This window comes from Ruminococcus sp. (assembly GCF_017549005.1).
GTDB lineage: Bacteria > Bacillota > Clostridia > Oscillospirales > Ruminococcaceae > Ruminococcus.
In genome coordinates this window covers 116,985-129,721 of the sequence record NZ_JAFYYT010000002.1, presented here as the reverse complement: position 1 = coordinate 129,721, position 12,737 = coordinate 116,985, and the positions used below count along the sequence as shown (strand labels likewise).

Below are 12,737 nucleotides of genomic sequence, written 5' to 3'. Positions count from 1 at the left end.
AGCCTCCTTGCTGTTATTTTGGTTTATTTGTTGTGCAACTGTTTCAGTGTGCATAAATATTATAGCATATTTGGGTAAAAAAAGATATAATTTCACGTAGAATTTACAAAATATTCACATTTACCTTTTCATACCATAGAACGAACTGCATAACCGTCAGCAAAGAGGCTTTTTTATTCAGCAAGTACATGAATACAAAGTTTTTATTTTATGAGAAGCTCTTTCTTCTTGTGATTCATAAATATTTTCCTCTTTTCAAAATCTTTAATGATATTTATTATAACACAAATCCGGGTTTTGCCAATATGTAAATAACAAAAAAGAAGTGTTTATATCAGGAAAATTCTGACATAAACAGCGAAAATGCCGAATGAAGGTTCATGTGTTATAAATAGTATCTTCATTGAACAGTTTTACCGTGATAAAAACCATGTCACTCCACCTCACAGAGATATTGTTTTCATGGATTTTGGGTTATGTGAATGTCTTTAGCTTTATACCCCAAAAAATAAACAGTCATAAAGAAGCAGCTCTCCTTTATGACTGTTTTTGACTTATTCCCTGCCGATAAACAGTTCATTCCTTGTGACGCTGAATGACGGGCTGTACTGCCTGCTGCCGCCCACATAAACGCCGATACTGCTCAGCGTTCTGTCAGTGAGCTTAACACCGAAGTATTTCTCATAATTGCCCAAGTGCTTGAGGATGTTTATCTGACCACCCACGTCGATGCAGCACTTACTGTAATTGTGGCAATCGTCGAGAACGCTCCAGTACTCTTTATAGCGCACCTTGCCATCGGGAGTTTCCCTCGTCTTGTTCAGTACGTAGAATCTGTAGTTATAGCCTTCGATATTAGCATGTGTGGCATTGCCAAGACCTGCAAAGCGGCTGTCGTGACCGCTGTCCTCGATTATGTAGAACTCGTCGTCCGAATCCGCAAAAGTTCCGTGGATACCGAAGAGATATCCGTCCTCTGAAGCTATATTGCCCTCATAAACGTGGTAGAGCGAGCTGACCTCATCAAGCTTGACTCCGCCCTCGGGCTTCATTCCGCATTCAAACGCCGCCTCATCGGAAACGCATATGCTGCAGTCGAAGCAGCCATTTTCCTTAACATCGTAAACGAGCTCTCCCACGCCTTCCTTGATAAAGCTCTCGTAGTAGAAGCCGTTTGTCTCGCCGCTTTCGCGCTTGTCAGCACTGGTATTTTCCACAACTGCGAACTCCTTGTCAATACCCATCAGGAACCTCTTCAGGAGCACGAGATCGTTCATGAGGACATTTCCGTCGCCGTCGATATCAGCGCGGCGCGGCAGTATTCTCTTCTGACTGCCTGTGAAGAAAGACTTTCTGTACTTTGCAAGGTCGAGAGAGTCAAGGACTCCGTCGCCGTTTATGTCGCCCTTTACATTTGAAACTTCCTCAGTCTGTTTGACGTAAATATTATCAGCGTAATACTCGATCTCGTCAGTCGTATACATGATAAGATCTCCCGTCAGAGCTCTCGGCATAGCATAATTCGGATTTGAAAGAGTTGCCCACTCATGAGGCTTTACAGTTTTTTTGCAAACGATATTCTTATCATATTTCTCAGTCTTAGCCGAAACTTCCTCGGAAGTGTCGAATCCTGACCACGGCATACCTATTTCCAGTGAGAACTCGGCTTCCTCATCGCTGCAGTTGTAAACATCAACGCTTATATCGTATGATATCTCCGACTCCTCATAATCCTCGTCAGCAGGCCACAGAGGACCAAAGCTGAAGCCGCCGTCCCCCCACGTTGAGCCTTTTCTGAACGGTTCGCCCACATTGCCGACGAGTGCAGAGAACCTTTCGGCAGACTCCACCTGGAAATTATCCTTGCTGCATTTCACATTCAGCGAACTGTTATCGCCGCTGCCGAAATCATTCACGCAGGTGATCTCAGTACCGCTTCCGATATTAACAAAATTGAAATCCTCGGCAAGATGTGTGCCGCTGTTGTAATAATAATATCCGTCCTCATCGGGATAGAGCACACATCGAGCGTCTTCATCGTTTTCGGTAGTACCCCACACATTGGTATTCCAGGGGTACATTCCCGGATTTCCCGACATGATATTGCAGTTTGCCTGAATGTACTGCACTTCCATATCACCGCTGCCGCCGTGAGTATCCACATAGAAACCGCAGCTGCTGAGCGGAGGTATGCTGTACGACATACTTACTGCATTTATCAAATCCTTGATCATTACAGACGAAATTATGGAAGGTACGGAGGTGAGGTCTTTGATATCCCTCACGCATACCATATAGTAATCCTCGTGGATATACTCACCTGTACCGTCGATCTTTTCAATGCTTTTCTTCTTGTAGAGCTGATAGTTCATTCCGTTCAGCTCAAATGGAACAAGCTCGGTCATATCCTCGCCGGGCACAAATTCGCCGAAATGGTTGACGATATAAAGGGAGTCGCCGCCTGTGCCGATCCTGCATTTAGCTCCGATATCGAACTGCTCCCCCGTAAAGTTCTCAAGGATCACCCTGTAATCCACAGAGATGCCTCTGAAATAAGACGCACTTACAGGCTTTTTGAAGCTTTTGCCCTTTTCGATAGTGAGAGACTCAAGATCGGACCAGCTTGCCTTGAATCCGTCCTGCAAGCCGCTGCTGAAATCAAACTCACCGTTTTCGCCGCTCTTTTTATCTATATTATAGAACATAGCGCCATTCTGTCCGCTGATATGGTCTGCCTTCAGCTCCTCTGCGGTGGGATCGGGAGTTTCCGTAACATAAAGGCTTACCTCATCCACTTCCTCAGTATACGGGTCTCCCCAGCCGCCCAGAGCTCCGTTCTGACCGGTGACCCATGGATCAGTGTAATCAGGAGTATAAATTGTCCCAAAGATCTCGTTGCTGTCCCAACCTCCGGGAGCGCTGTCCTCAGCTCCTGCTATACCCGTTTCCGTTACGGGAACCAGCAGGCAAACAGCCGCAGTTACAGCAGCTGCGTATTTTTTCCATGATAGTTCCATTTTCTTTCCCTCCTTAACAGTAAAGGCAACACCGTAAAAAGACAAATCAGGGCGGACAAAACCAGACGTACATCTGCACAGCCGCAAACGTCGCCCGATCAGTAATCCACCCACAAAATCGCTTGTCCTTATTTATATCTACGGTATTGCCAATTATCTTATTTACATTATAAAATGAAAATTTCCGGAAATGCAAGTCGTTTTTTGCTGTTTTCAGCAAATTCTTATTTTTCTGAGCGCTCACGGTCTATAATCCGGGATAATATTCCAGCTCTGTGCATTTCCAGCTTTCACCAAGTATCTCAAAGACCTCGCCGCTGCTGTCTGCCTCGGTAAATCCTGCCGCCCTGTAGCACCTGAGAGCTGCCGTATTAACATCAAAAACTCCGAGAGTGAGCTTCTTCGCATTCAGCACATTTACCGCGTATTCTTTTGCAAGCTCCAGCATTTTCCTGCCGAGTCCCCTGCCGCGTACCGCATTGTCCACAATAACGAATCCGAAACGTACAGTTTCGCGCTTTTCATCGGTATACCGCAGTATAAGATGTCCGACAACATCCTCCTCAACAGCGGTGAGCGGGAAGAAAGTCCCAGATTTTCCACACCCGGAATACATGGCTGTCATATTCCCGGGCTTTATAGGGTAATTCTCATACCTGTCCGCGCACCACAGGCGGAACTCCCTTTCGCTCCTCGTCCATTTCACTATCTTTTCAGCGTCGCTGGCCTTAAATTCTCTCAGTATCATTTTACACCTCAAAGCCACTGTATAAAAGCAGTCTTGTCGCTGCTGTTATAGCCTGCCTTTTCGTAAAAATCAAGAACTCCGCTCTCCTTTGAGCCTGTAAGCAGCATCATCTTGTAGCAGTTCTCCTTTTTTGCAAGCTCCCTTGCGAAGCCAAGGCAAGCCGAAGCAAGTCCCATTCTGCGGTACGGAGCGGAAGTCACAACGTTCTCGATAAAGGCATAAGGCCGCTGCCCCCTTGTAAGATTCGGGATTATCACACACACACATGAAGCCGCAATTACGCCGTCAGCCTCCGCAACGATGATATGATGATCCCTGTCCCCGAGGATACGCTCCCAGATAGCCATAACGCGGCTGTCCCTTTCAGGGAACGGATTTCCGTGAAGCTCCATATACAGGCGCATGAGCCCGTCAAAGTCATCATTTGTGATCTCACGGACGACCGCTTTCACATTAAGTTCCTTCATCATAAAAATATCCGCCTTTTCGTTATCATTATAGCGGTCGATACGCCTGAACCCCATTTTTTCATAAAGTTTCAGAGCTTTCTCATAGGTCGATATCGTATCGAGAACTATCCTTTTAAAACCGCTGTATTTCGCAAAGTCCACAGCAGTTCCCGCAAGCCTGTGACCCAGTCCCATGCCGTGAAACTTCTCACAGACATAGAGCCCTTTCAGCTCGCAGTCTGTATCGCTGAGCTTTTTTACCGCCACGGTACCGATGATATCATCTTTTTTGTACAGACACCAGAAGCCAATAAAATTCCGCTCAATATCGGAAAATGCGGAATGCCTGCCCTCAGGCTCAAAAGTCTTGCCTGACTCTGGAAAGACCTTACTCAGAAAAGCGAGGACTTTATCCTTCATATCCGCCGAATATTCCCTTATCTCAAACATATCCCCACCTCATTCAATGCGCTTTCCGCCGAAAGCATGGATAGTCCTCGTGCCTGCCTTGCAGCTTCCGCCCTGCAGAGCGCCTTTGGGTATGAAAAGCTCGTCCCCTGCGTGAAGAACGGTGGCTTCACCGTTGATAGTAACAGTGTACTCTCCCTCGACGCATATCATGTACTCGTCGTAATCGTGGACGTGCTCCTTGGAGACTCTGTCCGCATTGCAGGTCCAGAAAGCCATCTGACTTCCGTCGGGAGCTGTATAGTAATACCCCTCGATATCGGGAGTATTCTGCTGTTCTGCTGGTATTTTGTTTGCATTTCTCTTCATAAACTCAGGAAAGCTTTTCATATTCATTGTATCCTTTCTGTTTTGTTATCGGCAGAAAAAGTCCTGCTCACTTACTCAGACCTGACTGCTGATGCCTGAGAGCTTAACTCATAATTCTGAGCTCATACCCTCCCACAGGTCTTACGGAGAGCACATAGCAGCTGCCCTCGCCGAAGACACGCTCCATTTCCGCGGCATAGTCCGCCGTCAGGTAACTTGGCACGAAAGCCTGTATCGTACCTGCAAAGCCGCCTCCGTGAACGCGGACAGCTCCGTTTCCCTTGAGGAAACGCTTGCTGAGCATTATAGCAAGGGGGATCTGCTGATCCTTCGGGTCTGTGCAGATATACAGATTCTGCAGGAGCTCCGCCGAGGAAGTCCCCGACTCATTCACCAGCTCGAAGAACCACTCCGTATCACCGTCGGAAAGAGCCTCTGCTTCCGCAGCAGCTCTCCTGTTTTCGTCGAAAAAGTGTGCCGCTCTGAGAAGCTCCCTGTCATTGCATACCTTTCTGAGTTCAGGAAGTTTAGCATAAAACTCGTCCTCGTCAGCTTCACGCAGGAACTCGCAGCCGAGAGCCTCCGCAACGTGCTTCATTTCAGCAGTGACCGCGCTGTACTCGTCGGAACAGTCTGCGTGACTGCCCCTAGTGTCCGTAATGCAGACAGCATAGCCAGAACGCTCGAAATCAAAGCCAATGTGCCGTATATCGGGATTTTCGGGCTCTGCAAAATCAACGGATACAAAGCCGCCTACTGCCGATACCAGCTGATCCATGAGTCCGCTCGCCTTTCCAAAATAGGTATTCTCCGCAAACTGTCCGATACGCGCAATATCCGCAGCTTCTATACTTTCATTGCCGAAGCCTGCGTTTATGACAGTTCCCATAAGCACCTCAAAGGCCGCCGATGAAGAAAGACCGCTGCCGCTGAGGACGTCCGAGGTCATATATGCGTCAAAGCCGCCTATCTTCACGCCTTTTTCCCTGAAACTTGCAGCGATACCGCGGATAAGGGCTGCAGTAGTCTCCTTTTCCTTCTTTTTCGGTTTAAGATCACTCAGCTTCACCTCAACGGCGTCGTAACCCTCGGACTTCACGCGGATAACCCCCTCCCCGTTAAAACAGACCATTGCGATGATATCGAGGCTCACAGCCGCCGCAAGCACACAGCCGTGCTGATGATCCGTGTGGTTTCCGCCTATCTCGGTGCGCCCCGAAGCAGTAAATATACGTATCTCGCCGCTTTCGGGATAGAGCCGCGAAAAGTTCTCGGCAGCGCTGAGATAGCGGGCTCTTGCGCGCAGAACAGCTTTGTCCGCCGAGCCGTAGAGCATTTGGAACTGTTCGTCGAATTTCCCTGCGGAAATACCGTTTATAAATTCAGACAGATTCATAGTTGTCACTCCTTTAAGCAATAATTTAAGCAGGCAGCTCCACACAGACCGATAATACACTGTTTTCGGGAGCTCCCCTCCCTGACGCACAGTCCGCCGTGAGCTCAGCCGCATGGACCTCCGCTTGCGGAACTGCGTTCTTCCATGATTTTATTCCATTATACAACAGTTTGATAAAACTTTCAATAATATTATGTAAATTCTTTCGCGAACATGAAAGATAATAAAAAATCCCACATTTTTAATTAAATTTTCCCTTGACTTTTTAAGAACTGTGTGTTATAATTTAAGTACAATATAAAGCAAAGCTTAATTAAAGGAGCTTACTTATGTCGGATATTAAAATTATCGGTGAAGTCCTTCACAATATACCGTGGCAGGACAAGCCCACGGGCTGCACCGCACCCATGTGGAGATATACAGAGAACCCAATAATCAGCAGAAATCCGCTGCCCGGCGTAGCAAGGATATTCAACAGCGCAGTTATGCCTTATAACGGCGGCTTTATCGGAGTGTTCCGCGGCGAACAGCGCAACGGAGTCCCCCATATCTACCTCGGCAGAAGCAAGGACGCCATAAACTGGCAGTTTGAACCCGAAAGGATAAGATTTACCGACAAAAACGGCGAAGAATTCATGCCTCCCTACGCTTACGACCCACGGCTCGTCAGAGTCGGGGACACATATTATATAATGTGGTGTCAGGACGCATTCGGTCCTACCATCGGCATTGCGAAAACTACTGATTTCCGCACATTCACGCGTCTCGAAAATCCCTACCTTCCCTACAACCGCAATGCCGTCCTCTTCCCGAGGAAAATAAACGGCAACTACGTCATGCTCTCGCGCCCCTGTGACAATGGTCACACAGCTTTCGGCGATATATTCGTCTCCGAAAGTCCAGATATGGAGTTCTGGGGACGTCACCGCCATGTCATGGGAAGCTCCGACAACTGGTGGGAAAACCTGAAAATCGGCGCAGGAGCTGCTCCTATCGAGACTGATAAGGGCTGGCTGCTGTTCTATCACGGCGTTGTGAATACCTGCAACGGCTATGTTTACAGTATCGGCGCAGCAATGCTCGATATCAGTGAGCCCTCAAAGGTGCTGCACCGCTGCGAAAACTACGTGCTCACCCCCGAGGAGTGGTATGAGGAGCGCGGATTTGTCCCGAACGTCTGCTTCCCCTGCGCTGCGCTGACTGACGCGGCTACAGGCAGGATAGCTTTATACTATGGCTGTGCTGACAGCTATGTGGGAGCTGCATTTACTACGGTGCAGGAGATATACGATTATATCCTCGCGCACGACAAGCTCCAGCCCGGAGACGATACTCCCGGGACAAGATAACAACGACATCATCTTAATACTCATTTTCACCCCAAAAAGGACTGCGAAAGCGGTCCTTTTTGCATTTTGCTTCGTCATTTTTACTAAGGGGTATTCCGTCAAATTGATGAAGAAGGCAAAATTCTATTGTCATTCTGCACAAAATCAACAGTTGAAAATTGTTCGCAGTACGCGATACTTGCGAAATTGACCGTTTTATTCTTCATTTTCGCAAAAAATACTTGCAGTTTTTTGTGGAATATGATAAAATATAGTGATGCTTGAAAATGACAATAAAAAAATACATGATACTATATAAAAGGAGAAATATATGGCAAGGATAAAAGCTGCCGTTATTTTCGGCGGTACTGCACGGGAGCACGCACTCTCTCTGGCTTCCGCAGCAGAAGTGATCCGCAGTATTCCAAAGGATAAATATGAAGTGATATGCATCGGCATAACCCGTAAGGGACGCTGGCTCTACTTCCCAGGCGACGTTGAGGATATAGCCAACGGCACATGGGAACAGGACACCGACTGCGCTTCCGCATTTATATCACCCGATCCGCTCTACAGAGGCATTATCACTATCGAGAACGGCGAGACAACTATCAGACGTGTTGACGTGGTATTCCCCGTACTCATGGGCAAGAAGAGCATTGACGGAACGATACAGGGACTTCTCGACCTCTCGGGTATCCCCTACGTAGGCAGCGGAGTTCTCGCTTCTGCCTCATGCATGGACAAATCCCATACCCACATGGTAATGGACGACTATAACATAAAGACCGCCGAATGGCGGCTCATAACACAGCGCGAGATAAACGACCTCGACAGCAGATGCCGCACTATTGCAGACGAAATGGGCTTTCCGCTCATAGTAAAGCCTGCAAACAGCGGCAGCAACGCAGGCACCAGCCTCGCCGAGACCCCTGAGGAGCTCGTTGCTTCGGTAAAGCTCGCTTTCTCAAGCGACAACAAGGTCGTCGTTGAAAAGTACATAAAGGCACGCAAGCTGGAGGCTGCGGTACTCGGCTGCGATATGCCGGTATGCTCCCCTGTGGGCGAGATAACCACGCCTCAGGTAATATTCGATCCCATGAACTTCAATGTCAGCACGGGCGACGATCTGAAAGTACCTGCGGATATCTCAAAGGATACCGAGAAAAAGGTGCAGGAGACCGCGATCGCCGCATTCAAGGCACTGGGCTGCAAGGGACTCGCAAGGTTCGACTTCTTCCTCACAGATGACGGCGAGCTCTTCCTCAACAAGATCGGCACCATGCCCGGGCTCAGAAAGAACAGCGTGTTCTGCAAGCTCATGAGCGAACTCGATTACTCACATGAGGAGCTTATAGTGGAGCTTCTCGAACAGGCTGTGGACAACGCAGACAGAAACTATTGATATATAAATAAGGAGACTGCTTTGAAAAAAAATGTTATGATATCTCTTACGAGTATTCAATGGCAGGACGACGAAAGAAGTGAGACAGAGCTTCTCACAAAGGCTTACTTCACCCGTAAGGACGGCTGGGATATAATCTCCTATGAGGACACCTCGGCTACGGGATTTGAGGGCTCCGTCACCACAATAAAAGTGGACGACAGCAAAAACGCCTCCATCACCAGAGAGGGTACGGCGAATTCCGTGCTTTCCCTCGAGATAGGACGCAAGCACTTCTGTCAGTACGGTACTCCCTACGGAAATCTGCAGATAGGCGTTTATACTCACGCTATCGAGAATACTATCGCAGAAAACGGAAGGCTTTACCTTAAATATACTCTTGATCTCAATTCCTCGTATCTTTCGGATAACGAGATAATAATGACAGTACAGGCTCAGAACTGAGCCCGAAAGAAAGGATAGATACAATGTCAGACCTTATCAATTCCGCGTCGCTCCGATTACGCGAGATAATCATGGACGCTCTCGGAGTTCTTGTGGCTGAGGAGGCTATACCTGCTGTTCCTCTCCCGACTTTCAACATCGAGATACCTGCGGACAAATCCCACGGCGATTTCGCCGCAAACACAGCTATGGTCTGTGCAAAGGCCCTGAAAATGCCGCCGAGAAAGATAGCGGAGCTCATATGCGAAAAGCTCTTCCTCGAGGGTACCATATTCGAGAGAGCCGAAGTGGCAGGTCCGGGCTTCCTCAATTTCTTCCTCAGCAGGAAGTGGTTCTCGGACGTTGTGGAGAACGTTCTCGAAGAGGGTGAAAACTACGGAAAAACAGACCTCGGCAAGGGCAAGAGAGTTCTCGTTGAGTTCGTTTCCGCAAACCCAACAGGTCCAATGCACATAGGAAACGCAAGAGGCGGCGCTATCGGAGACTGTCTCGCCAGCGTCCTCCAGTGGGCAGGCTATCACGCAGAGCGCGAGTTCTACGTAAACGACGCAGGAAACCAGATAGAAAAGTTCGGCAAGTCCCTTGAACTCAGATACCTTCAGCTCTGCTCCGATAAGGGTCAGGAGCTCATTGCAAAGTACAAGGACGATAACGAGCAGCTCTGCTCGGAGATATACTCACAGAGCGGAGAAGGCGGCGCTTTCGAGATGCCCGAGGACGTTTACCTCGGAACAGACATCATCGAGCACGCAAAGAACTTCTACGACATCAACGGCAGGGCTATGGAGAGCGTTTCCGAAACAGAGCGCAGAAAAGCTCTCGTTGACTATGCCCTTCCTATAAATATAGCAGGTCTCGAACGCGACCTCAAAAAGTACCGTATCGTGTACGACAACTGGTTCCGCGAGAGCACAGTCCACGAAAAGAATGAGACCAAGCTGGTCGTAGACAAGCTCATGGAGGCAGGAAAGGCTTACGAGCAGGACGGAGCTGTATGGTTCAGGGCTACGGAATACGGTCTCGACAAGGACTTCGTACTCAGGAGAAGCAACGGACTCTATACTTATATAGTGCCCGATATCGCCTACCATTACAACAAGCTCGTTACCCGTAACTTTGACAAGGCCATCAACGTCCTCGGCGCAGACCACCACGGCTACGTTCCGAGACTTAAAGCTGCTCTCAACGCTCTCGGAGTTGACGAGACAAAGCTCGATGTAGTTCTCATGCAGATGGTAATGCTTGTCCGCAACGGCGAAGTCGTAAAGCTCTCGAAGAGAAGCGGCAAGGCTATAACCCTTGTAACTCTCCTCGATGAGATACCAATAGACGCAGCACGTTTCTTCTTCAATCTCCGCGAAGCAAATTCGCAGTTTGAATTCGACCTCGACCTCGCAATTGAGAAGTCGTCGCAGAACCCCGTTTACTATGTTCAGTACGCCCACGCAAGAATTTGCAGCCTCCTGAGAAACCTCAGTGAAGAGGGCGTTGAGATACCGCAGTCCGCCGACCTTGATCTCCTCGACAATCCCCGTGAGATTGAGCTTATCCGCCACCTCGCTTCTCTCCCGGGAGAGATAGACCTTGCGGCCAAGAGCTATGATCCTTCAAAGATCACGAAGTACTCGGTAGACCTTGCAACGCTGTTCCATCGCTTCTACGACGCCTGCAGCGTAAAGAACGCTGAGACAAAGGAGCTTATGAACGCACGTATCCTCCTCTGTGTGGCAGTCCGTCAGACGCTGAGGAATGCATTGGAGATACTGAATATCGACCGTCCCGAGAAAATGTAAAAATTACATTCGGAGACAGAAAAATTACAATTCGGTTACAAAAAATTCAGCCTCATTGGTGAATTTCAACAAAATCAAGCATATTTATTAGTCAAGTTTGTGAGCCTTCGGACGAGAGTTAACAGTTTGTTAACAAATTGCAGCTCAAAATGTGTTACAATTTGTAATATGTTGAGGAGACACACTCCTTTCCATACTCCTGAAGGTCCGCTCAAAATAAGATCTTATTAAGAGAAAGGATGTCTATCATGTCCAACAGATTATTTCAGGGTTTAGTTCATCAGATGCGTGATTCTATCGACGCTACAATCGGCGTTGTAGACGAGACTGCAACTATCATCGCTTGCAGCGATCTTTCACGTGTTGGTACAACAAATGAGTTCGTATCACTCGATCTCAGCGATTCACACGATATTTTCATCCGCGACGGCTTCACCTACAAGCCCTTCGGCTCAAGAGTAAAGCCCGATTATGCGGTATTCGTAGAGGGCGTTGACGACGCTGCTGCAAAGTATGCAAGCATCCTCGCTATCGCACTTTCAAATATCAAGCAGTACTACGACGAAAAGTACGACAGGAACAACTTCATAAAGAATGTCATTCTCGACAACGTTCTCCCCGGCGATATCGTTATCAAGGCAAGAGAGCTCCACTTCAATGCCGAGATCAGCCGTGCCGTGTTCCTTATCAGGATCATCTCCGCTAACGACATTTCCGCTTATGACGTTATCCAGAACCTCTTCCCTGACAAGAACAAGGATTTCGTCTTCAATATCACAGAGACAGATATCGTTCTCGTCAAGGAGCTCAAGAGCACTGTGGATTCAAAGGATCTCGAAAAGCTCGCACGTTCTATCGCAGATACTCTCAGCAGTGAGTTCTATACAAGAGTCAACGTTGGTATCGGTACAGCCGTTGTCGGCGTAAAGGAGCTCGCACGTTCATTCAAGGAAGCTCAGATGGCTCTCGAGGTCGGCAAGGTATTCGATACCGACAAGGTGATCGTAAGCTACGATAACCTCGGTATCGCACGTCTTATCTACCACCTCCCCACAACTCTCTGCGAGACTTTCCTCCATGAGGTATTCAAGGTAGGCAGCATCGAGTCCCTCGATCACGAAACGCTCTTTACTATCCAGAAGTTCTTTGAAAACAACCTCAACGTTTCAGAAACATCAAGAAAACTCTTCGTACACAGAAATACACTTGTATACAGACTCGAAAAGATCAAAAAGCTTACAGGTCTTGATCTCCGTGAGTTCGATCACGCTATCATCTTCAAGATCGCCCTCATGGTAAAGAAGTACCTGTCTGCTAATCCTGTAAAGTTCTGATAAAAGCCTCTGAGGCATATATGGAACTTCGGGCGGCTCTGTCCGC

10 protein-coding genes and 1 pseudogene are annotated in these 12,737 nt (G+C 48.1%); 5 read left to right on the top strand and 6 right to left on the bottom strand.

What is annotated here, in order from left to right; translation table 11 throughout:
- Positions 1-554: 554 nt before the first annotated feature.
- The 6 genes and pseudogenes from IKW96_RS01300 to IKW96_RS01275 all read right to left on the bottom strand — a co-directional run bounded on the left by IKW96_RS01300 (position 555) and on the right by IKW96_RS01275 (position 6,387).
- A complete protein-coding gene (locus IKW96_RS01300) occupies positions 555-3,017 on the bottom strand; it encodes a dockerin type I repeat-containing protein (RefSeq protein WP_296569452.1) in 2,463 nt (820 codons plus the stop codon).
- Positions 3,018-3,264: 247 nt separating this feature from the next.
- Complete coding sequence (locus tag IKW96_RS01295) at positions 3,265-3,765, bottom strand: GNAT family N-acetyltransferase (protein ID WP_296569450.1); 501 nt, start codon at positions 3,763-3,765, stop codon at positions 3,265-3,267.
- 8 nt (positions 3,766-3,773) lie between these two features.
- Positions 3,774-4,232, bottom strand: a complete 459-nt coding sequence (locus tag IKW96_RS01290; RefSeq protein ID WP_296569490.1) for a GNAT family N-acetyltransferase — start codon at positions 4,230-4,232, stop codon at positions 3,774-3,776.
- A gap of 36 nt (positions 4,233-4,268) precedes the next feature.
- A pseudogene (locus IKW96_RS01285) lies at positions 4,269-4,634 on the bottom strand (GNAT family N-acetyltransferase); the annotation flags it as partial.
- Positions 4,635-4,673: 39 nt separating this feature from the next.
- On the bottom strand, positions 4,674-5,012 hold the full coding sequence (locus IKW96_RS01280) for a cupin domain-containing protein (protein ID WP_296569448.1): 339 nt from the start codon (positions 5,010-5,012) through the stop codon (positions 4,674-4,676).
- A gap of 82 nt (positions 5,013-5,094) precedes the next feature.
- Positions 5,095-6,387 carry a galactokinase family protein gene (locus IKW96_RS01275; protein ID WP_296569446.1) on the bottom strand — a complete coding sequence of 431 codons (1,293 nt, stop codon included), beginning with the start codon at positions 6,385-6,387 and terminating at the stop codon, positions 5,095-5,097.
- A gap of 329 nt (positions 6,388-6,716) precedes the next feature.
- Here IKW96_RS01275 and IKW96_RS01270 point away from each other — a divergent pair, with 329 nt between their 5' ends.
- From IKW96_RS01270 to IKW96_RS01250, 5 genes are all read left to right on the top strand, one after another.
- Positions 6,717-7,736: a glycoside hydrolase family 130 protein gene (locus IKW96_RS01270; RefSeq protein WP_296569444.1), complete on the top strand. Its 1,020-nt coding sequence runs from the start codon at positions 6,717-6,719 to the stop codon at positions 7,734-7,736.
- A gap of 310 nt (positions 7,737-8,046) precedes the next feature.
- On the top strand, positions 8,047-9,120 hold the full coding sequence (locus tag IKW96_RS01265; protein WP_296569442.1) for a D-alanine--D-alanine ligase family protein: 1,074 nt from the start codon (positions 8,047-8,049) through the stop codon (positions 9,118-9,120).
- Positions 9,121-9,141: 21 nt separating this feature from the next.
- Positions 9,142-9,564: a DUF1934 domain-containing protein gene (locus tag IKW96_RS01260; protein WP_296569440.1), complete on the top strand. Its 423-nt coding sequence runs from the start codon at positions 9,142-9,144 to the stop codon at positions 9,562-9,564.
- Positions 9,565-9,587: 23 nt separating this feature from the next.
- Positions 9,588-11,357: an arginine--tRNA ligase gene (argS, locus tag IKW96_RS01255; RefSeq protein ID WP_296569438.1), complete on the top strand. Its 1,770-nt coding sequence runs from the start codon at positions 9,588-9,590 to the stop codon at positions 11,355-11,357.
- A gap of 248 nt (positions 11,358-11,605) precedes the next feature.
- Positions 11,606-12,691, top strand: coding sequence for a helix-turn-helix domain-containing protein (locus IKW96_RS01250; protein WP_295087086.1), 1,086 nt, complete (start codon positions 11,606-11,608; stop codon positions 12,689-12,691).
- The last annotated feature ends 46 nt before the right edge of the window (positions 12,692-12,737 follow it).

Bases quoted from the DNA above. Each gene is read 5' to 3' on its own strand.
- IKW96_RS01250 (WP_295087086.1), top strand. From the start codon at position 11,606: ATGTCCAACAGATTATTTCAGGGTTTAGTTCATCAGATGCGTGATTCT.
- IKW96_RS01270 (WP_296569444.1), top strand. From the start codon at position 6,717: ATGTCGGATATTAAAATTATCGGTGAAGTCCTTCACAATATACCGTGG.
- IKW96_RS01275 (WP_296569446.1), bottom strand. From the start codon at position 6,387: ATGAATCTGTCTGAATTTATAAACGGTATTTCCGCAGGGAAATTCGAC.
- IKW96_RS01300 (WP_296569452.1), bottom strand. From the start codon at position 3,017: ATGGAACTATCATGGAAAAAATACGCAGCTGCTGTAACTGCGGCTGTT.
- IKW96_RS01280 (WP_296569448.1), bottom strand. From the start codon at position 5,012: ATGAAAAGCTTTCCTGAGTTTATGAAGAGAAATGCAAACAAAATACCA.
- argS (WP_296569438.1), top strand. From the start codon at position 9,588: ATGTCAGACCTTATCAATTCCGCGTCGCTCCGATTACGCGAGATAATC.
- IKW96_RS01295 (WP_296569450.1), bottom strand. From the start codon at position 3,765: ATGATACTGAGAGAATTTAAGGCCAGCGACGCTGAAAAGATAGTGAAA.
- IKW96_RS01290 (WP_296569490.1), bottom strand. From the start codon at position 4,232: ATGAAGGAACTTAATGTGAAAGCGGTCGTCCGTGAGATCACAAATGAT.
- IKW96_RS01265 (WP_296569442.1), top strand. From the start codon at position 8,047: ATGGCAAGGATAAAAGCTGCCGTTATTTTCGGCGGTACTGCACGGGAG.